This window comes from Nostoc sp. (genome assembly GCF_036919595.1).
In the GTDB taxonomy this organism is placed as follows: domain Bacteria; phylum Cyanobacteriota; class Cyanobacteriia; order Cyanobacteriales; family Nostocaceae; genus Nostoc.
Genome location: NZ_JBALCO010000008.1, coordinates 15,864 through 37,147, shown reverse-complemented (window position 1 = coordinate 37,147; position 21,284 = coordinate 15,864). Strand labels below are relative to the sequence as shown.

The window sequence follows — 21,284 nt, the reverse complement described above, 5'->3', positions numbered from 1 at the left end:
CTAAAAGGAATCATGCGTTGTAAATGCTTTTAAGTATATATTTTTACATATTTATCTTCTGGATGGACGCTATAAGTCCAGATATTGCCAATCTCCTCTTCTCGCGCCGATGCAGAGGTGCCTGTTGTTAGACATACTCCAGTAAATTCCAGCTAATTGGAATTAAGTAACAGTAGAGTGGATTGCATCTCATCAACACAGGAAATTGCGATTCTTCGCTCCACTTTGTGATGCTCAGAATGACAAATTATACCTTTGGTACACTTTTCAGACATTCTCTAATAGTTGCGGCACGAAGTGTGAAAATAGGGGTTTCAAAGCATCTCAAGAGCAGGACAGAGAAATAGAAGTGAGGTTTCAAGTATACTTGTTGACTTTCCAAGCATCCTTTTACGTCTTTATAATAAATTCACAATAATCAAGAATTTCATATCAAATAAATATTGATTTTTTATCAAGAAGAATTCAGCATGAATTAAAGTCCGGTTAATCGATGTAGCTTGCTTAAAATAAGAGGTATATAGCGATTCTCATTTGAATGAAGTACACAGGTAGGGACACAGCAATGCAGTGTGCTACCTTGTATCTGTGTTCATCTGTGGTTAATTGTTTTTTCTGCACTTTACCCATGCAAGAACCGCTAGAAAAGGGTTTAATACCCATATCTATCCTAAGCAGTATCCAGGAAATATATAGTATAAAAACCCACTTTTGTATTCAAAATCCTATATTCTGACAAATGTATTGTTTTTTATTTTTCTCAATGAAACCCGACTTTTCAAAATTGTCTTTACCGTTCAAAACGCCTAATACCAAAATCGCAAATTAAATGAGAGAAATGCTAAATGTGATATCAAGACATTGCAACAATGGCTAGCGATCGCATTTTATATGTTATAAAGCTCACAGAAATTAATGTTAGGCGGAAACTATTCTATGGAACCAGACAAACTAGGCCGTTTTAAGGAGTACGGCGAATTCATCGTCCGAAAGATAGATTCTGTGCCCCAACACCCTTCAAAACAAGAAGATTGGGTTCCAGCTAGTCTTGATGACTGTCTCCTGCGTCTGCGGTCAGCTGCCCAGAAAACTGTAGACCTTGCAACTTCACCTGTCAAAATTGGGGTGATGGGGGAATTCAGTAGTGGGAAAACCTTACTTTTAGGCGGTCTGATTGGATATGCAGATGCTTTGCCAGTCAGTGAAAACCCCACTACAGGTAATGTTACTGCCATACATATCATCCCGCAAGAAGAGTTTGCGACGACTCAAGTAAGTAATTTTACTGTAGAGTATCTTTCTCATGAAGGAGTACATGAGTGTCTACGCTTCATGTTAGGGGAAGCCAATAAACGGACAACAGCAGCAGGGCTTCCTCCTATACCAGTATCGAAACTCAACTCTGGCAAAGATATTATTAGCTGGTGTGAAGAAGGATGGAATAGTAGTAACAATTTAGAGCTACGTTATTTACTCCGGGAGTTAGTGTTATTCCTACGGGCTTATCAAGCCTATGGGGAAGTTATGTGTGGTGGCCGCTACCAGATTGATGCTATCACTGCCCGTGAGGGGCTACAGCTGGTCGAACAGCCAATGGCAATCCAAACTCTGAACTTTGAGGATCTACCTCCAGCGCATATCCGATTACCGAGTCCACCTCAAAGGCTACCAACAAAGTTATTGCAAAACAGTTTCCCACTCATCCGCCGCGTAAATATCGATGTAAAAATCTCACGGGAAATTTGGGATTTTGCAGACGCAGCCAAATTTATTCTCATCGACTTTCCGGGATTGGGGGCTGCTAATTCGGGGGCTAGGGATACCTTTTTGTCACTGCGGGAATTAGCAGAAGTACAGACAATTTTAGTACTGCTAAATGGTAAATCTCCCGGTAGCGATCGCGCCAATAAAATCTTTACCATGATGCAGCAGCAGCGACCGGGACAAGACCTGAAAGATTTAATTCTCGTAGGTGTAGGTCGCTTCGATCAACTGCCTTTAGATAGTGAGGGTGGCGAAAGAGAACTTGACCAACTGATTGAAGATAGCCCAGCCAATAGCCATTTACAAGAGGAAACCGTTTTCCAAAAACTCAAAGTTCTGCAAACTACCATTGATGGTGCAGAAGCGTTTACTACCCAAAAAGACCGGATCGTTTTGCTATCGCCACTGTTGGGACTAGCGGAATTAGCAAAACGTTCTAGTACAGTCAAAGCAGGATCAACAGACTTTTTGGCTAACTTGGACTATCCTGATTACTTAGATAGGTCTAAACGGCTACAAGACAAATGGCAGCACTTAAGTGAACGGCTGTTAGACTCTGATCCCTGCAATTATTTAGGCAGACAGCTAGGTTACTTTAGTCAAGATGGGGGTCTTGGTAAGCTGCGGGAATTGATTCAAATCCACGTGGCGACTCATGGTTTGAAGCAACTGTATGAAGATACTCAAAGAGCTGCTAATGTAGTGAGTCAGCAACAAGATCACTTGAAGGACATCATAGATGAAATTCACGAGCAAGGTATTCCTACAGGAGACAGTCCGGCATTTATCGAGTTGCGCTTTGTGGTCGAAAGCTTGGATAAAATCTACAGAAATTTTCAAAAAGATTTAGGGAAAGAACCACTCAAAGACCGGCGCGGTGTTGTCGTCAGCGATGTAGTGAAAGACGAACTCACCTTTAGAATCCTCAATTGGAACCAGTGGACTTTACTCTTCAACAAAGCCAACAATGGAGCGATCACTCTGGCAGAATCTAAAGGTGCAGCCGGGAAATTATTTGACCGAGGAAACCGTGTAAATAGTTCCCTTCCAACCAAAAGCGATGATTTTTATCCAGTATTTGAAAAAACCGTTAAGGAAGTAGAAGATTTTGCCCGCGATCGCATTCATCAAGCAGTGGTAGATTTGTTGAACCAATTGTCAAATTATGTAGCCCCAGAACGCGAACAATTGCAGGCAATTTTCCATCAAAAAATGGAGCAAGAAATCGAAGAACAATTTGGTTTTGAAGATGCTGATCTCTTTTACAAATTATTACTAGGATGCGATCCTAATGAATGGAAAGAAGCAATCATCTCCGAAATTAGTAGCAAAGACAAAACCGTTGCACCCGAAATCATTTTTCCTCTAGCGCGTCAAGACGACAAACATAACGTTGGTCAAATCTTTGACTGGGCACCAGAGAAAAGCCAAGGTTTACCCAGATCGAGCAATCACCAACTTTTAGTACTGCGGCTGCGAGATGAAATCACTGCTAGTGCCAGCCTTCATCTTGTGCAGTATGTTAGCGAAGTTAATCAGCAAATTAATTCAGAACTAGAAGGCATTTTGGATCAAATTATTCCTAGTCTGCAAAACCTTTCAAAAAAAGAAACTTTGCTGAGATATTTGGCAGCCGGGGAATTGCCATCTGAGATAAAAATTCCTACTTGGTTGGAGATTATTTCAGAACTAGCTGCTGTTTCTCACTTAGATGATTTGAGATGAGCTAACTCATAAAATAACTGATTGCGATCGGATACGGATCTGAGGATGTATTTGTGAGACGTGATGCTATCAGTTTGATGCAGTTTACTATTGCTTTAGAGCTTTTTAGCCAGCTATAAAACAAACAACAGAAAGTTATACTCTAATGAACCCTTTCCAATTGAACAACTATACTGATCAACAACCAAGCGAGAAACAACAAAAAAGATTTCCAGGATGGTTTGCTTTAGATTTTGGCACGTCGAACTCTACAGTTACACTCTTCGATCCCATTGAAGTGCCGATCGCAGAAATTCTACCAAAAGAACAAGAAGTGCGGCTGCGCGATCGCTTATCACAATGGCTGAGTTCTCCCGCCTCAGTGGCTTTACCAGATGTCAGCGATGATGATTGGGCAAAGTTTATCACAGAAATTAGCAAAAATCTGGAGATAGATCCAAGAAAGTTGAGTGAGGTATTTGAAACTGATAATAAAGAGCGATTTTTGGAAGCAATTCGCCAAATTGAACTTTCTTTAGGAAACAGCGAGAGATTCCGTCGGGCTGTCAGCAAAAAACTTTACCAAATCTATCATGAGGTGTTCCGCGTTCCTACCCTAGAGTCGCAAAATCTGATCCCAGTTGTGCTGGATATTGATCGCCGTGACACGGAAATTCCTAGCGAGTCGGAAATTTCGCAGTTAATGGACTTAAAATTGCAGATGGGTAGGGAAGCTAGAGATAACCGCAAAAAAGCGATCGCCCAAGGTACAAGCAGTTCTTTAAAGGAAATTATTAGCAGGTTTCACCATTCACCCAAACGCTATTTTGGTCAGGAGCGATCATTTTCAGTTATTTTGGATGGTGAAGAAGAAATAATTACCGCTAACCAACTGATCCAATCCGCTTGGGCGCATTTAATCGAGTTAACTGAAGATTACCGCCAACGCGCACAACGCAGATTTTCAGAAGGGACTTTTTTGACAGCAGTTGTTACTTACCCCACTGTCGCCCCACCAGTTGTTCGCAAGGAAGTTAAGGAATTAGTTGAGCAGTTGGGGATCGATGATGTCCAAACTGCTTATGATGAAGCTGTTTCTGTAGCAATATTCTTTTTGTGGCGAGAATTTGGCGGTAATCTCAACATTGGGATTGAATCATTTAAAACTCGTTGTCATCAAGTAGGAAACAAATGGTCACAAAATGTTCTCGTCTTGGATATCGGCGGGGGAACTACAGACTTAGCTTTAATTGAACTGACTTTAGAAGATAAAACTCCTACTTTTGCCAATTATGAAGACCGAGGTTTAGGAGGACGTTACTATAAACTCACCCCCAAACTATTAGGTTCATCCGGTCATTTACAGTTAGGTGGGGAATTAATTACACTGCGAATTTTTAGATTATTAAAAGTTGCGATCGCAGACTTTTTATTGACAGCCGTAACAATAGGTTATCTAGAAAGCGAAAAGCTAGAAGATTTAATTAACTCTGAGTTAAATGAGCGCTTCTTAGAACAAGGGAAATTTAAAACTGGCAGTATTTTAAAATGTCTAGATAAAGAGAATCCAGAAGGTGATCTTGCTTACAAAGATGCCCTAGATACTGCCGAGAAAGTACTACCCACCCGTTGGCAACAAGCACCCCAACGTCTACAATCCTTTTATATTCTCTGGGATCATGCAGAAGCAGCTAAACTTAAACTTGGGCAAAAACCACTAACAGATAATTCTCTATTGACCTTCACACTTTCTGAACAACAAATTTCTGAACTGCTTACCCAAAGCGCCGTTAAATTGCAAGTCAATGATCCAAATAACATCTGTATCACCCTAGATAACCAACAATTTGAACGAGCCGCCACTTCCGGAATTAAAGAAGCGATCGGCATTGCCAAAGGATTAATGGAAAGTCGCTTGCGTCCCGATGATATCACTAAAGATTCTTGGAATTCCCAAAAAGTTGATTGGTTAATTCTGTCTGGAAAAACTTGTAATTTAGACATAGTGCAGCGCCAAATCTACCAAGAATTTAGTAAGTCTCCATATTTTGTGTGGAATCCAGAGCGAATTACTTTTGTGCTGGAATTTACCAAATTAGCCACCTCCGCTGGTGCTTGCTATGCTGAGAAACTGCGAAGATTAAGGTTCGATCCAGAAGAGTCTAAAAGCTTGCTGTGTAAGGGAGCCAACCAATTAGAAATCGATGTCAAAAACTTGTTTTATTATTTGCCCTGCAACTTCAAACGCAAAACCCAAAGTAACGATTTGCTTACGATATTCAAGGCTGGACAAGAACTCTATCAACTTGCACCTTGGGAAACTGTTGCCAAGGTTCGTACTGCATGGCAAGGAATCCAATTAACTAACATTATCTACCGTCAAGACTACGAGGATGGAGATTTACGACTATGGGGTAGCTTCGACGGCAAAAACCTCATGAATAAACTGGGAATACAAGAAGCAGAGTTTCTGAAAAAAATTAAAATCCAGTTTGAAATTGACCAAACCCTTGAATTTAGAGTATTGCTTTGTCAGGGAAATCCCCATTATTTAATTGATATTCCTGGCATTAATTTGGAATCGGTAGTTTCAGAAACTTCGCCGCTATTTGCTGATGGAAAATTGAACTGGAATATTGCTGTCCAACGCTTCAGTAAAGATTTAAATGATGGTGATATTGCCGTCAATGTTATTGAGTCAGCAACTGTTGATCAACCAGATGCCTATCATCTTGTATTTGAAGTAGGAAATGATGGTAGTAAATTGTTCCAAAAATTTCACTATCTGCGCGATGGTGTGACGCAACCAGGAATTGGGTTAATTAGTAATCCCTTACCTCCCTTCCCACAAACTGGCCAGCACACTTTCTATGTTTATCAAACAGACGCCCAAACCAACAGCAAAAAATGGATACGAATTGGCGCACTCAGCAAACCAGATGTGACAACAGATTATCCTTGCCAATATCGTGTAACTCTCGATGAGCAAGGCATTCTGCGGATGCACGCCGGTGAAGTGCCTTACTGGACATCAAAAAGTCAGGAATGTCTAAAGGAAGAAGGATGTGTTTATCTTGCTGAATTAGAATTGCAGCCCAATGAAGTTGATAAAGAACGCGATCCATTTTGCGGTATACATTAGGGACTTCAAAATAATACAAATATCCCAGAACTGATGCAAAAATCCTCTCTGTGTATTCTCTGCGTCTGGAGTGGTAGCCTGTGGCAACCCGCTACGCGTCTACGTTCGTTTGTTTGAATAATTTATTTCTGGTAAATCCCTTAACTGGAGTAATGATAGTCTCATGCAAATGCATTAAACCTCTATGCTCCTTTGCGTTTAAAAATTAATGTTTTTAAACGCAAAGGAACGCAGAGTTTTGCCAAATTTAATTCGCTACAAAAATATTTGGAGGTGATATTCATGCAGCACTTGCGTCAATTATTAGAGATCCAAAACTCAGAATTAGCCCAGTTACTGCGGTTTAGTTTGTATGGACTAGAGGCTAGTTTAAATCAGGCCCGCACAGAATTTCCGCTAGATCCAGGATCAAAAATATGCGATGAAGTGCTGCAAGAACTTCATCACCTCTTGCAACCTACACCCCCAAAATCAGATGATTTAAAACTAAGTCACCTCCGCGAAGCTTTCGATTCTGACTCAGAACTTAGTTATTATCTGGGTAATTCCCAACTGCAAAGTACAACGGACTCTGATTTGTGGAATGAAATTCAACGCAAGCTGCTGCGAGTCCCAGAGGATTTGGCTGCAACTTGGCGATCGCGCACCTTGGATTTAGCTCAAAAAGTTGGTGCGATCGCAGATAATTCTAATCTCTATCAACTTCCCTTTATCCGTGATGAAATTATCTACCCTGGACTTAGTGGTACTGTTCAGACTCAGGGATTGGGCTTATCTCAACAAATACTTTTAAACTCTAAAATTTCCCCAGGTAATATATCTGATTTACCAGCGGCATTCCTATTTTTATATATAAATTTTATCGAAATCGACCCCGATTTACATCATGCTTTAAAGAGCGTTTTTAGCTTCGATGTCATTTCCTTACATTCTAAATCAGAACAGCGCCATCAATATATTGATGCTTTAAGCGATCGCTTTCAACGCACCCAAAAAGCAGAGGAAAACACTGATCCCCTGTCAATTCTCCGTACTTGGATTGACGTGGACGAGGCCATACATTCCCTAGTATTTGTACCTCCAGCTGAACGCTATTCTTGGTGGGGAAAGCTACAACATGAATCACGACGCATCCTAAAGAAAGTCGCTGATGAAACAATTAAAGCAGGTTATGAAGTGCGGATTCGCCAATTATCGGGACTTTATGCGGATGTCTGTGCTTCATCCAAGGATGACTTACAACTAGACTGTGGCGGTGTTCCTGGCGAAGTATTAACTTGTCTTCGAGTATATGCGCGAATTAATCAGGAAGAATCCCCAGGTCGTGTAATATTTCGCTCATCACGGTAACAGAATTCTCTCATAAAGCAAAGGCAGACGATTTTACAAATCGCTGCCTTGCCTGATTATTTAATGAAGGCAAAAACGTTTAAATCTATAGAATGCCCCAGAAGTGTAAAATCCCTTGACCAGAAAACACTTCAAGTAAAACGGCAGATAGAAAACCAATCATTGCAAAACGACCGTTCCAGTTTTCGCTTTGAGGAGTGAAGCCCCAGCGCAAAGCATTAGGATCTTCTGAAACCGAAGGCGTAGTCTTCTTAACGTTTGCCATAAATAACACTCTGAGCTTTTATGTTGTAACAGTTATAACTGCATGTAAAGTAATGTAACATAATTTTATGTAATTGCAACATAAACTCAATAAAAATTCAGTTAGCAAGTGTATATTACGGCTACGTAATTTTATTAGAGCAGGTTTGCGATCGCGCAAACGTGAAGTCCGGTTGGTTTGCCCAGCTTCAGTTGACGGCAGATGCTTATTATAGTTTTGGGAACAGTTTCAGTACAGTTTTAAGTCCCGCTAAAGGGTAATCAGTCTTTGGATTGAGTGTTAGCGCAGCTTACCGGAAATATCGCACGTCCAATTCCCTTGAAAATTTGAATAATTTAGGCAGATATGATTGTGAGAAATTCTTCTAAAGAACTCACAGCGATGGCACTATCCATTAAATTTTCTAATTTTTCCGCGCTCTGGCCCTCAAGCCTTACTTCCGCCTCATGGGGAATTTCGCCAAAGCGTTGTTGCAATACCCGGATTAGCTGCCGTCGCGCACCCTCTCGAATACCTCTTTGCTCAATTTCATGATACCAAGGCGATTCTCGCAATTCTACCATATCCCACCTCATGATTTGTTCCACTAAAGGCGTGTCTAACACAAAGCTAGCAAAAAATGCCAGCAGGGATTCTAACTGGTTCAACTGTGCATCTGCTCGTAGCACCTGTAGTGCGCGTTGCACAACTGATATCTCTCCTCCTCCTCGCAGAATTGGCACGAAGGGTAACAACGATGGTAGTGGTTGCTGAAATACTATCTCAACATCGATTTCCCACAAATTAATCACGTGATAATCTTGGATGGCACGTAATCCCAAAAATTCCTGCTCGTAGCTATTGACAATAGTTAAGGTGGATGGAGGCGGCAAAATGTTGATCAGTACTGGGTAAGTTGGTAGTCGGTAGCGCTCTTGTGCTAAGGCCGCATAGGCTCTCATGCGTAGAGGCATATGGGCTGTGTAACGTAATTGTAGTTCGTTAAGTACTAAAAAATCCCCGTGGGTAGTGCTGTATGCCTTCACCAACACATCTGTTTCGCGGTTAATCCACTGAAATTCAGAACCGAGAATTTCTTTTGCCACAACTTCAGGACGCTGTGTCACCCACTGTACCCATGCATCAGGAGCTAAATTAATTAGTCGCTTGCTACCAATATCTGCTGCTTTTGTCACAGGACGCTTGATATGCTTATCAATAATTAATGGTATATCACAATGATTGCAGTATTCTGGCATTATTTTTTAAGTTGAAGCAATGACTGTAACGGGAGCATTTCAATGAGTCGAAAAACACGCCTGTCCTGGCGAATGGAATTCGCCAGCCAGTTGCTTCTCCTAAGGAAGACGTTGCTAGCTTGCTTCTCTGTAAGGGTACAGGTCGGAGAACCGCAAGGGCGCACTGGCTTGGCTATATGAAACTTTACCTACCTGTATGGGTTTCAAATTCCTTAAGTTTGCGTAAGCGGACGAAAGTTTGTGTAGCTGCGATTTCTAATCGCCAGGTATATTTGCAAAGGTGAGATGCTCCCGACTACAACAGGCTATGATGCTCGAACGCAAGAGCATGTCGCAGACAAGACTCGCTCTAAGCGTTAGCGCAGCCTCTCTAAGAGTTGCTATGCCGCAGGCTTTACGCAACTTTTGGAGACGCTCTTGCGTTCGCTATCGGCGTCGCCCTGTTTTAGGAAATGTATGATTAATGTATGTTAGGTTTTGAATCAACATTTCTGGATATAAACCGCCAATGAACACCGATATTAGACCTAATTATACAATTTTAGAAGTTCAAGAACTTGATGTTAATTATGGCGGTATTCAAGCTCTAAAAAAGATTAATTTTATTATTAATAAGGGTGAGGTGGTGACTCTAATTGGTGCTAATGGTGCTGGGAAAACTACTACACTCCGCACCATATCGAAAATAGTTAATCCTAAGAGTGGTGTGATTATCTATAATGGACATAATATTACCCGCCGACAAACTCACGAAGTTGTACAACTTGGTATTGCTCACTGTCCAGAAGGACGCAGAGTATTAGCACGGCAAACAGTGTTTGATAACTTACTTTTGGGTGCTTATATTCGCTCTAATAAAACAGAGATAAAAGTAGATATTCAACACCAGTTTGAGCTATTTCCGCGATTGTCACAAAGACGTGATCAACTAGCAGGAACCCTCAGCGGTGGTGAACAACAAATGTTAGCGATCGCTCGGGCTGTAATGAGTAAACCACAACTTTTACTTTTAGACGAGCCTAGCTTAGGTTTAGCACCTGCGATCGTCCGGGAAATCTTCTCTATTATTGAAAATCTCCGGGCTACAGGGGTGACTATTCTGTTAGTTGAACAAAACGCTAATCTTGCCCTACAAATTGCCGATCGCGGTTACGTTTTGGAAGCTGGTTCTATCACTTTAACAGGCGCAGCATCAGAATTAATTAGTGATGAACGAGTTAAAAAAGCTTATTTAGGGTGATTAAATTAAAAATTGTAAGGTACAAGTGTATGGTAAAATCACCAATTAAACCCCTAACTTTAGAAGATTTTTTGAAATTACCAGAAACAAAGCCTAGCTCAGAATATAAGATTCATATCTAGCTTTGGGAATACTAAAGGTAGTAATTTACTGAAGTCAGAGTGAGATAATGGATTTCGTGAATTTAATAAAAACGGGTAATAGTTGGAAATTTGCGACTGAAGCTGATTTAGAAGATTTTGTCTGGGCGAATTTAAAGGAACTTTTCAAATTAATTCCGCTAAAGCGACAATATTATGTTAAAGATCAAATTTGCGATATTTTAGCCTTGAATGATAAGAGACAGTTAGTAGTCCTGGAATTGAAAAACGGTGAAGACAGATATATTGTTCAGCAACTAACTCGATATTATGAAGCTTTACTTGAGAATAAACCCTTTCAGGAAGAGGTTGATTATGGACAACCCATTGGTTTAATAGCGATTACAGCCAGATTTCATAGAGATAATTTTACAGATAGAAAGTATAACTGTCTTTCAATTGAGTTTTTACGTTTTGAAGTTTTGACAGATGATGAAAGATTTTATCTATATTTAAGAGATATTAATAATCAAAAAATTTCAGAGGTAGAAATTCATTATAAAAAAGAAAACAATATTTCTATTGAGGATCTTCCTCAGCAACCAAAAGTACTTGATAAAATTTTGATTGTTTGTAATCCTCAGCAACAAGAACAGTTAATAAATATCCGGCATAAAATTCTTATATTTGATAGACGTATGCAAGAAATTTCTGTGCATGGAAGCATTAAATATGGAAAAGCAACAAGTTGTTTTTGTGCTGAAATTTGTTCCGATAGTAAGGGACAGCCAGTATTATTTCTCTGGTTGCCTTTAAACTATTCTGATGGTAAAAAGATTGGTAGGATGAAATTTTTGACAGATTGGGAAAATCATACTTTAATTGAAGGCCATGTACCAAAAGGAATTCGTACAAGAGCAATTAGTCAAACTGAAAAACAGCGTCAAAGGGGAGTTAAAATGAAAATATTATGGAGTCATTCAGGAGGTATAAGGTACAAAATAGGTAGCAAAGAAGTGAGTGAAACGGAATACATCAACGAAGACAAAAAACGACATCAAGATTATCAAAATGCTATTAAATCTCGAAAAACTTTGAATGAGCTAGTTGATATTGCTTTAGAGACTTGGCTAAAAAGGCTTTAATTAAAGCTACACTGACACTACTGATAAGTTTTCCAAATAGTTGATATCATTACAAAATATTACAAATTTTATCATATATTAATATTTATAGCCCTCCTTGCAGATATCTATATTTGTTTAGCGGCGAATTCTATTCACCGGAATAATTAAACCCATGAGTCAAATAGTCTGGATAGCAAGACACGCTAACCGCCTCGACTTCGTAAACCCTGATTGGTTTCTCACCGCCGAACGACGCTACGATCCACCCTTGTCTGATGATGGTATGGTGCAGGCACAGCAGTTAGCTAAACGATTTAAAGGAGAAAATATTGCCCATATTTTCGCTTCTCCTTTCCTGCGAACCGTACAAACGGCAAACGCGGTTGCAGAAGTGCTTAACTTACCGATCAAATTGGAAACAGGCTTGAGTGAATGGCTAAATCCAGTTTGGATGACAGAAGAACCCGAAAGACTCTCAACTCCAGCATTAGCAGAGTTATTCCCCAGAATAGACGTTGGCTATACTTCGCGCATCGCCGCCAATTATCCTGAAACTCGCGAAAAAGTGCGAGAACGTTCTGGACAAACTGCTAGATGTTTAGCTACTGAATTCCTCCCAGACAATATCCTGCTAATAGCACATGGTGCATCAGTGTTAGGGGGAGCAATGGGGCTAGTGGGGGAAATTGCCATAACAGAAGTTAAAGCTTCTTTATGTTCCCTGGTAAAAGTGGTACGCGAAGATCCAGAATGGTTATTAGAACTAAAGGGAGATACTTCCCATTTAACCCACATAGAAGAAGTTATTCGATTTGCTTAAATCTCTGATCGGGATTTGCGTTCATGGCTTCTGCGAGGTTGGGTATATCCTACAAAAAAAGTAATTAATTCACGAATAAATTCTATGACTTTGTTACTAGCAGGAGACATCGGCGGGACGAAAACTATTCTGCGATTGGTTGAAACATCAGACTCACCAAGTTCAGATCCTATTTATCAGGAAAGTTTCCACAGTGGCGATTTTCCCGATTTAGTACCTATAGTGCAGAAGTTTTTGGTCAAAGCTAACACACCTATACCACAAAAGGCTTGTTTTGCGATCGCAGGCCCCATTGTCAAAAATACTGCCAAGTTGACCAATTTAGCCTGGTTTTTGGATACCGAACGTCTAGAACAAGAATTGGGTATCCCGCAAATTTCTTTGATTAACGACTTCGCTGCCGTTGGCTATGGCATTTTAGGTTTACAAAAACAAGACTTGCTGACATTGCAAGTTGGCAAATCTCAACCCGAAGCCCCCATTGCCATTATTGGTGCTGGTACCGGCTTAGGGCAAGGATTTTTAATTAAGCAGGGAAGCTACTATCAAGTCTTTTCCTCAGAAGGTGGACACACTGATTTTGCTCCCCGAAACGAGATGGAGTTTCAATTGTTGAAATACCTGCTGAATAAACATGATATCCAGCGCATTTCTGTAGAACGCGTAGTTTCGGGAATGGGAATTGTCTCAATTTACCAATTTTTGCGCGATCGCAAAATTGCCCACGAATCACCAGACATCGCCCAAATCGTCAGAACTTGGGAACAACAAGCTGGACAGGAAGAGAAAATCGATGCTGGTGCTGTCATTGGTACAGCTGCACTAGAAAAACGCGATCGCCTCTGTGAGCAAACTTTGCAATTATTTATAGAGGCTTATGGTGCAGAAGCCGGAAATCTTGCCCTTAAACTCTTACCTTACGGTGGCTTATACGTCGCTGGTGGAATTGCGCCCAAAATCCTGCCCTTAATGCAAGACGGCAGTTTCTTATTAAATTTCACCCAAAAAGGCAGGATGCGCCGTCTCCTTGAAGAGATACCTGTGTATATTATTCTCAACCCGCAAGTGGGGCTAATTGGTGCTGCTTTACGTGCTGCTGGGTTATAACAGCTAGCATCATCAGTGATATCAGCATCTCGAAAGGCAAAAATATGACAGTTAAAAGTCTGTTGCCATTAATCGCCGCCACTTTTGTCTGTGGTGGGTCTATTCTGGTGGAAGCACGTCAACTTAAATCTCTGGCGGGTGTTGTCAAACCAACCGTTTCTCAACCCACACAGCTACAATGGAAGTTATTCACCGCTCCAGATGGGCGCTTTTCTATTCTGATGCCGGGAAGCCCCAACAGAAATACCCAATCCCAAAAAACTTACATGGGGGAAATTAACTTAGAAATATTTGTCGCTCAACCACCAAAACAGCAAGTAGCATATATAGTTACTTATAATGATTTTCCTTATAGTTACGGTCAAATGGCTGACCCCCAAGCTCTACTTAATAATGCACGGGATATGGCTTTAAAGACTACGAAAAGTAATTTAATTAGTCAACGAAACATTCGTAGTTCCAATAATCATCCTGGCAAAGAAATTGAGTACATCAATTCTGGAGGGAAAATCACTAAAAGTAGAATGTATGTTGCCGAAGGAAGACTATATCAAGTAATGGCAATAACTACAAAAAAACAGCAGAAGACATTAGCTAAAACCATTACGGGATATTTAAATTCCTTCCATGTAGTTTTGAAAAAGTGAAATAACTTAATCAAAAGACCTTTAAGAGGTTTTACTACGGAAAACTGTCCCTCTCGCCTGTCAAAGAGGGATAGACTTAAACTTTAGTTCAAGTTTGGGAGAGGTTGATCGAATTTAAAAAGCTGCAAGATAAGCGTCAATACAGTTCAGTTTCAAAGGTGTTGACTCGTTTATCGCCTCTGCATCCACAAATGAAGCTTTTGCAAAGCTTCTAGCAGGTACTGTAGAGACATTGCTTAAGAATATTGATCAGCTCCAGCAACTCCTGAGGTATCACATTGTTTCCAGCAAGGTGATGCCCATAAAGTCGATTGAAGGTTCAAGTTTAAAAATTGACCCTTTCTATAATCTCAATGTTGATTATGACCCACAGCCTCAAAACCCGATGCTACTGATGATAACGGTGTCATCTACATCATTATTGATTCCTGAGTAAACAAACGTATAGATAGCTAATACCAATTCTCCATGAAGATGCATTTAATATTGAAAAACGAACCGCCAAGAACGCCAAGAACGCCAAGGAAGATAGAGGTAATTATTTAGTGCAAGCTTATAGAGAATTGGTATAATAAGGTGTGTGGATTAGAAACTATTTATAGTAGACCTTTTGTATAAATTTCAATTGTCATGTTAAGCGGAGCAAATTAGAGTAAAGCTGGTATTTTGTATAATGTTAAAGGGTAAAAATGGTACGCTCACAGCAAAATCCTTAAAATTCCAGATATTAGTAAAAGTTAAAGTTGATAATTTGACGAGCAAGGTTTTGTGCTATGGTCAAACGCTCGCTCCAAGCATCACTCATCGGCATTGAAGAGGCTAAAAGAGCATTTGCCCGCAAGGGGTGGACACAAGACAATCTAGCAGCGGAAGTCAACCTTAAGACTAGACAACCAATTTGGCGGTTTTTTAGTGGTCGTCCGGTTGAACGTCATACTTTTATTGAAATTTCTTTGGTATTGGAACTGAATTGGCGGGAGATTGCTATTAATCCGTCGGCAGAATTGTTGGAACTAGAAGAATACACTCAGCCCTCTGTCGTGGATATTGATACATTAGTGCAACAAGTGCGATCGCAACGCTTCGATAAAATTCAAGACCAGTGTGGTATTTTGCAGTTATTGGATATCAGCCATCCCGTTGCGATCGATGACATATATATTGATGTGAATATTTTGGAGGAAATTGAAAGCCTTCAGTGGCTAGATATCTCAGAACTACAAAACCTGAGTCCAGAAGAATTTGACCGCTTTGGCTTAGGTAAGGTTGACCTAAAACAAATACCTGGCATACGGGCAGTGGAAACCTACCCCAAGCTCAGGGTGTTAGGCAAACCTGGGGTAGGTAAAACCACCTTTTTGCAACATCTCGCCATTCAGTGTAACCAAGGCGCATTTGTGGTGAACCAAGTTCCAATCTTCATCACACTGATAAATTTTGCCCAAGAGTCTAAAGTCACCAACGAGTTCAGCCTATTAAAATACATCCACCAGGAGTTTCTCACATCTGGAATTTCAGATCAGTCAGTCATCGAAACCTTGCTTAATGCAGGCAGAGTGTTACTGTTGCTTGATGGCATAGATGAAGTTCTTAACCAACAGAGCAATCCTGTCTTAAGCGAAATTCGTAGGTTTTCAGATAAATATCACAAAAATCAGTTTGTGGCAACCTGTCGAACAGCAGATCAAAGACTTAGACTCCGAGGCTTTACTGATGTTGAGATTGCGCCATTTTCCTCAGAAAAAATCCGAGCCTTCGCTGAAAAATGGTTTGTGGCCTTTAGCAAGACGAACACTCAAGATGGTCAAGCGCAGTCTGTTGAGTTTATTCAGAAGCTGGACTTACCTGAAAACTGGCAATTTCGCCAACTCGTCATCACACCCCTATTTCTGCATCTTGCCTGCTGGGTGTTCCACGGTCAAAAAAAATTTCCGACTAAGCGGACTGACTTTTATAAGCAAGGTTTAGACCTTCTATTGGGCAAATGGGATGAAGCTAGAGGTATTGAACGGGATGATGTTTACCGAGGGTTTTTATTACCACAAAAGCTCAAGTTATTGAGTCATATTGCGGCAGCGACATTTGAGAAAAGTCAGTACTTTTTTGAGCAACGCACTGTTGAGCAATACATTAGTGACTATATTCAGAATTTGACCAACGTGCCAATGGATGCAGAGGAACTGCAAATAAAAAGTGAAGCGGCACTGAAAGCGATCGAGGCTCAACATGGGCTACTGGCAGAACGGGCGCGGGGAATTTTTTCCTTCTCCTATCTGGCGTTTCACGAATACTTCACAGCGAGGAAAATCGTTGCCAGCCATAACCTACAGGCATTAGAGCAAGCTCTGGAAGGTCTAGTCAGTCACATCACCGAGCCGCACTGGCGCGAAATCTTCTTGTTAACCGCTACCATGCTCCGGAGTGCAGACTCTCTAGTACAGTTGATGAAGCAACAGATTGATGCACTGGTTGCCCAAGACCCTTATTTACAAGAGTTTTTGACGTGGGCTAGCCAAAAATCCCGCACTATTCCCACTCAACCAAAAGATGCAACAGTGAGAGCATTTCACCTTGCCTTGAGTCGCACTCCTCACGTAGCTCCTCACTTTGCCCTAGCCGCCAGCCTCGACCAGGGGATGTTTCTGGATGCGGCTTTAGATAACCTACTAGTGGAGTGTGCAGTTTATGGGAGCCAGGACTTTGCCCACATCTACGCCTGTGGAGATGCTCTCTCGGTCATTCTGGGCATTGTTCTGGATGTTGGACTCTATAAATCCCTGCAACAACTCTCTGACCAAATTCCAAATTATTATCAAAGTCAAGAACGGTTTGAGCTATGGTGGCAGACTAATTATTCAGCCTGGGCTAAACAGTTAAGCATAACGATCATTAATTATCGCAACATTAACCACCAATGGCATTTCAGCCCTGAACAACAGCAAGTACTGCAACGATACTACGATGCCAATCAGTTACTACTCGATTGCCTGCATAGCAATTGTGAAGTGACGCCTGCTATCATACAGGAAATTGAAGCCACCTTATTGTTGCCGATAAAGGAACTTGAAGACAGGGAATGGCAATAATCTAGTTAGCTAATTCCTCAAATCGGGTTGGGTTGCCACATTTGTCTCCTGTTACGTTTTGTGTCGTAGTCAATCAAATAAATCAGAAAATCAAACAACGCCTTGTGATATTAGAAGAAGAGAACTTTTCAGTTAATTTCTTGCAAAAATCCTTCTTTTGGTAGTTTTCTCTGAGCCTAGCCTTCTGCTGACACCTAATACTAAAGATTTTTTAGCCCACTTTGCACTTGAATCCCTAATTGCAGTTCTTGTTATGAATTTAATTAATGGCTTTTGCTTGACAGCTGGGATACTCAAAGGTGTACAAGTACTCGTTGTAGACAACGATCGCGATAGTAGAGAGTTGTACGAGTTATTACTTACAGATATGAGCGCAAATGTGATTACTGCTGGTTCAGTAAAAGAAGCTTTAAAAATTCTGAGTTGCTTCACGCCCAACATCATTGTAACTGAAATTAGATTTTTCGGTGAAAGTATTTATACATTGCTAAATAGGTTGAATGCTATGAAAGCAGACAATGGCAACCATATCCCAATCATTGTGACTTCAACATCTACCACAGGTACTCATGATCAAATTCCAGATGTAGAGTTTGAAGAATATTTACTTAAACCATTTGACCTTGAGAAATTTGTTTTCATGATTAAAAATCTAGTACAGGAAGTTGTGGTGGAAAATTTTTGCTCCGATGTACTAGTTTACATTAGTAACCCAAGTTGCTAGTTATGGGGGAATGCGATCGCATTAGACATAGGAGGGAAAACTTTTGTAGAAACGTTACATGTAACGTCTATAGAAGGGTTTCAGGTAACGCATCCTTAATTTATGGAGATGTCTAATCCCCATTACTAAGCACTTCTTAACGCCACAATCGGGTCGAGTTTAGCCGCGCGACGTGCAGGAACAACGCCAAAGAATAAACCAATACCACCAGAAACACCAACTGCCATAATAATCGCTGTTGGAGAAAGTGCTGCTTCTAAGGGAGTTAAGGCTCCCACTAATAGAATGCCACTGACACCAACCGCAGTCCCAACTAGACCGCCAGCGGCTGAAACTATTACAGCCTCAATGATGAACTGTAGCAAAATATCTTGCTCAGTTGCACCGATCGCTTTTCTCAATCCGATTTCTTGAGTACGTTCGGTCACGGAGACAAGCATAATATTCATGATGCCAATGCCGCCGACAAACAGCGATATACTTGCGATCGCTGCTAACATAATTGTCAATGCACCTGTGATTTGACCGACAGTTTGCAAAGCATCTTTTTGAGAGCGAAGAGTAAAGTCATCTTCACCATTAATTTTGTGTCGGAGGCGCAGCAAATTAGTAATTTGAAATTCTGCTGCATCCACGCTATCTGAATCACGAGCGGCAGCGACGAGGTAATCTAAAGAAATACCATAGGGAGAATTCTTTCCCACAAGTCGGTTTGCTGAGGTTGTAATCGGTATTACCGCAGCATTATCATAATCTGCTCCGATGCTGGAACCTTTAGCTATTAACGTCCCAATCACTTGAAAGCTGGTATTTCCAACTCGCAATTGCTGACCGATAGCGTTACTATTACCGAATAGTTTTTCTGCCAAGTCTCCACCTAGCACAACGACTTGGTTACTTCGCTTGATGTCTACCTCGCTAAAAAACCTACCTTTAGCAGTTTCAAAATCCCGCACTGATAGAAAACTGGAAGTTGTGCCAATAATGTTGACATCAGTGTTTCTGTTGCGGTATGTAATTACCTGTCTTGTGTTTAACTCAGGCGCAACTCCTACTACTGTTGGTACTTGAGAGGCGATCGCTTCGGCATCTTGCAACACCAGAGTTTTTGGCACTTCAAAGGAGATCCGCTGAGTTTCTCGATTACCTGGCAGGATAAACAGCACATTTGGCCCTAATGACTCCAGCTGTTTATTCACGTATTTTTGCCCACCTTCGCCAATGCCAATCATGGCAATTACTGAGGCGTTGCCAATAACTATACCCAGCATGGTGAGGGCACTACGCAGCTTATTTGACAGCAGGGTTTTACCCGCCATCTTAAGGCTTTCTAAGGGGTTCATACTAATTTGTAATTAAAATTTCAAAAATCTTGTAATCAGAGGTTTTCTATGCTTTAACCTGTTGAAACAATATATTCTTGCTAAAGGAATTATTTATTATTTTGTTCCTTGGCCTTTTCGATTTTGTAATCTTTGGGTGGGTTGACAAAAATGCGATCGCCTTCTTTAACTCCCTCTAAAATCTGAGTTTGGTCTTGGATTTGTGCCCCAACTGTAATTTCGCGGAACTGGGGTTTCTTTTTTGCATCTGGTACAAGTACGCCAGTTTTACCCTTTTCGGTGACGATTGACACCGTTGGTAATACCAAGGCATTATTAACGCGATCGCCTACAAAAGTCAGATCGACATTTAAGCCAGAACGCAGTTTATCTATACCAGTATCGAGAGCAACGCGCACCTGGAAGGATGTTACACCTTGTTCTATCACTGCTTCTGGAGCAATCAGGCGCACATGACCTTTAAAAACTTGATCAGGATAAGCATCAGCGACAATTTCCACCTGCTGTCCCTGTTTAATTCTGCCAAGATCGGCTTCGGGAACTTGAGCTAATACTTCTAAACCGCGTGCTACGGCGACAATTGAACTGGAAGTTGCGGACGCACTAGTAGAAGCAGAAGTTGTGGGTGTGACAAACGCACCTGGATCGGAATACTTTTGCGTTACAATTCCCGAAAGAGGAGCGCGAATAATTGTATCTTCCAACTGCACTTGCACACCCTTCAATTGAGCCTCAGCAGCTGCAACAGCTGCTTGGCGCTGGACAACTTCCTCAGGACGGGTGCCATCTTGCAATAGTACCAATGCTGCCCGTGCTTCAGTAACAGCTGCTTGGCGTTGGTCGATTTCCTCAGTTCGAGTGCCAGTTTGGACTAACGAGAATCGTTTTTTAGCTTCTTCTAGACTGGCTTTAGCACTTTTGTCTTCACTGATGGCTTGATCGAGTAATTGTTTATTCTCTGCTCCCTGCTCGTATAAGTATTGATAACGCTTTACCTGTCCACTGGTGTAATTCGCTTTTGCTTGAGCCGCATCCACTTGGGATTGAGATTGAGCAATTTCTTGGGGACGATTACCAGACCGAGCTGCGGCTAGCTGGGCTTGAGCTTGTGCTAACCGCGCCTTTGCTTGAGCGATTTCTTGAGGACGACTACCAGCAACGGCTTCGGCTAGTTGTGCTTGACTTTGGGCTAAGTTAGCCCGGTACTGGCTTCTTTGGGCATCAATGCTGGCACTATCCATGCGGGCGAGAATTTGCCCTTGTTGAATGCGATCGCCTTGTTGTACATATAATTGCGATAGCACTCCAGGGTTCTTCGGACTAATATTTACGCTCTGAACTGGCACGATTTTACCACTAGCTGTAATCCTCAAGGTGACGTTTTTCGCTGCCACTGGCACAGTTAATTGAGCAATGTCTTCTTTTGTCCCTTGATTTACCAGGGTGTAGGTTGTGATACCAACAACCAAGGCACTCCCTGCTATCAGCCCCATCAGCCAGCGGAATGGATACTTAAGTTTGCCAAAATCAGGAATTTGTATGTGCGTAGCCATATTTAGAAGCCTATAAATCTTGCTTTATGGGAGTAGCCTGTAATTAAAGGACAAGTGCAGGAATGCGGAGTTGTTAAAATTTTTGGATTAAATC

General features: G+C 41.2%; 15 protein-coding genes. 11 read left to right on the top strand and 4 right to left on the bottom strand.

The window, feature by feature from the left end; genetic code table 11:
• Positions 1–936: 936 nt before the first annotated feature.
• The 3 genes from V7K21_RS01070 (at position 937) to V7K21_RS01060 (ending at position 7,960) form a co-directional block, all read left to right on the top strand.
• On the top strand, positions 937–3,489 hold the full coding sequence (locus V7K21_RS01070; protein WP_335170985.1) for a proteasome protein: 2,553 nt from the start codon (positions 937–939) through the stop codon (positions 3,487–3,489).
• A 145-nt stretch (positions 3,490–3,634) separates the two neighbouring features.
• Positions 3,635–6,610: a molecular chaperone gene (locus V7K21_RS01065; protein ID WP_335170984.1), complete on the top strand. Its 2,976-nt coding sequence runs from the start codon at positions 3,635–3,637 to the stop codon at positions 6,608–6,610.
• Positions 6,611–6,892: 282 nt separating this feature from the next.
• Complete coding sequence (locus tag V7K21_RS01060; protein WP_335170983.1) at positions 6,893–7,960, top strand: hypothetical protein; 1,068 nt, start codon at positions 6,893–6,895, stop codon at positions 7,958–7,960.
• 85 nt (positions 7,961–8,045) lie between these two features.
• Here V7K21_RS01060 and V7K21_RS01055 read toward each other — a convergent pair whose 3' ends face one another.
• Both V7K21_RS01055 and V7K21_RS01050 read right to left on the bottom strand, forming a co-directional pair.
• Positions 8,046–8,225 carry a high light inducible protein gene (locus tag V7K21_RS01055; RefSeq protein WP_273763134.1) on the bottom strand — a complete coding sequence of 60 codons (180 nt, stop codon included), beginning with the start codon at positions 8,223–8,225 and terminating at the stop codon, positions 8,046–8,048.
• Between the two features lie 335 nt (positions 8,226–8,560).
• Positions 8,561–9,400, bottom strand: coding sequence for a DUF4351 domain-containing protein (locus tag V7K21_RS01050; RefSeq protein ID WP_335171001.1), 840 nt, complete (start codon positions 9,398–9,400; stop codon positions 8,561–8,563).
• Between the two features lie 571 nt (positions 9,401–9,971).
• Between V7K21_RS01050 and V7K21_RS01045 the strand changes: the two genes are divergently transcribed.
• The 8 genes from V7K21_RS01045 (at position 9,972) to V7K21_RS01015 (ending at position 18,294) form a co-directional block, all read left to right on the top strand.
• Complete coding sequence (locus V7K21_RS01045; RefSeq protein WP_335170982.1) at positions 9,972–10,703, top strand: ABC transporter ATP-binding protein; 732 nt, start codon at positions 9,972–9,974, stop codon at positions 10,701–10,703.
• 178 nt (positions 10,704–10,881) lie between these two features.
• Positions 10,882–11,928, top strand: coding sequence for an endonuclease NucS domain-containing protein (locus tag V7K21_RS01040; protein WP_335170981.1), 1,047 nt, complete (start codon positions 10,882–10,884; stop codon positions 11,926–11,928).
• Between the two features lie 154 nt (positions 11,929–12,082).
• Positions 12,083–12,730 (top strand): histidine phosphatase family protein, encoded by a 648-nt coding sequence (locus tag V7K21_RS01035; RefSeq protein WP_335170980.1) that lies wholly within the window; start codon positions 12,083–12,085, stop codon positions 12,728–12,730.
• 84 nt (positions 12,731–12,814) lie between these two features.
• Positions 12,815–13,837, top strand: a complete 1,023-nt coding sequence (locus V7K21_RS01030) for a glucokinase (RefSeq protein WP_335170979.1) — start codon at positions 12,815–12,817, stop codon at positions 13,835–13,837.
• A 44-nt stretch (positions 13,838–13,881) separates the two neighbouring features.
• Positions 13,882–14,484 carry a hypothetical protein gene (locus V7K21_RS01025; RefSeq protein WP_335170978.1) on the top strand — a complete coding sequence of 201 codons (603 nt, stop codon included), beginning with the start codon at positions 13,882–13,884 and terminating at the stop codon, positions 14,482–14,484.
• 139 nt (positions 14,485–14,623) lie between these two features.
• Positions 14,624–14,920, top strand: a complete 297-nt coding sequence (locus V7K21_RS30530; protein WP_442948837.1) for a fasciclin domain-containing protein — start codon at positions 14,624–14,626, stop codon at positions 14,918–14,920.
• A gap of 337 nt (positions 14,921–15,257) precedes the next feature.
• Positions 15,258–17,570 (top strand): NACHT domain-containing protein, encoded by a 2,313-nt coding sequence (locus V7K21_RS01020; protein WP_335170977.1) that lies wholly within the window; start codon positions 15,258–15,260, stop codon positions 17,568–17,570.
• Positions 17,571–17,823: 253 nt separating this feature from the next.
• The gene (locus V7K21_RS01015) at positions 17,824–18,294 is read left to right on the top strand and encodes a response regulator (protein ID WP_335170976.1); all 471 of its coding nucleotides are present in this window, start codon (positions 17,824–17,826) and stop codon (positions 18,292–18,294) included.
• Between the two features lie 125 nt (positions 18,295–18,419).
• On the opposite strand, the gene V7K21_RS01010 is transcribed toward V7K21_RS01015, so the two are convergent.
• Both V7K21_RS01010 and V7K21_RS01005 read right to left on the bottom strand, forming a co-directional pair.
• Positions 18,420–19,637, bottom strand: coding sequence for an ABC transporter permease (locus V7K21_RS01010; RefSeq protein ID WP_335170975.1), 1,218 nt, complete (start codon positions 19,635–19,637; stop codon positions 18,420–18,422).
• An 89-nt stretch (positions 19,638–19,726) separates the two neighbouring features.
• The gene (locus V7K21_RS01005) at positions 19,727–21,190 is read right to left on the bottom strand and encodes an efflux RND transporter periplasmic adaptor subunit (protein ID WP_335170974.1); all 1,464 of its coding nucleotides are present in this window, start codon (positions 21,188–21,190) and stop codon (positions 19,727–19,729) included.
• Positions 21,191–21,284 lie beyond the last annotated feature (94 nt).

What these genes read in the sequence shown, in the direction of transcription:
- V7K21_RS01020 (WP_335170977.1), top strand. Translation starts at nt 15,258, where the DNA reads ATGGTCAAACGCTCGCTCCAAGCATCACTCATCGGCATTGAAGAGGCT.
- V7K21_RS01055 (WP_273763134.1), bottom strand. Translation starts at nt 8,225, where the DNA reads ATGGCAAACGTTAAGAAGACTACGCCTTCGGTTTCAGAAGATCCTAAT.
- V7K21_RS01035 (WP_335170980.1), top strand. Translation starts at nt 12,083, where the DNA reads ATGAGTCAAATAGTCTGGATAGCAAGACACGCTAACCGCCTCGACTTC.
- V7K21_RS01030 (WP_335170979.1), top strand. Translation starts at nt 12,815, where the DNA reads ATGACTTTGTTACTAGCAGGAGACATCGGCGGGACGAAAACTATTCTG.
- V7K21_RS01025 (WP_335170978.1), top strand. Translation starts at nt 13,882, where the DNA reads ATGACAGTTAAAAGTCTGTTGCCATTAATCGCCGCCACTTTTGTCTGT.
- V7K21_RS01005 (WP_335170974.1), bottom strand. Translation starts at nt 21,190, where the DNA reads ATGGCTACGCACATACAAATTCCTGATTTTGGCAAACTTAAGTATCCA.
- V7K21_RS01010 (WP_335170975.1), bottom strand. Translation starts at nt 19,637, where the DNA reads ATGAACCCCTTAGAAAGCCTTAAGATGGCGGGTAAAACCCTGCTGTCA.
- V7K21_RS01065 (WP_335170984.1), top strand. Translation starts at nt 3,635, where the DNA reads ATGAACCCTTTCCAATTGAACAACTATACTGATCAACAACCAAGCGAG.
- V7K21_RS01015 (WP_335170976.1), top strand. Translation starts at nt 17,824, where the DNA reads ATGAATTTAATTAATGGCTTTTGCTTGACAGCTGGGATACTCAAAGGT.
- V7K21_RS01070 (WP_335170985.1), top strand. Translation starts at nt 937, where the DNA reads ATGGAACCAGACAAACTAGGCCGTTTTAAGGAGTACGGCGAATTCATC.
- V7K21_RS01045 (WP_335170982.1), top strand. Translation starts at nt 9,972, where the DNA reads ATGAACACCGATATTAGACCTAATTATACAATTTTAGAAGTTCAAGAA.
- V7K21_RS01060 (WP_335170983.1), top strand. Translation starts at nt 6,893, where the DNA reads ATGCAGCACTTGCGTCAATTATTAGAGATCCAAAACTCAGAATTAGCC.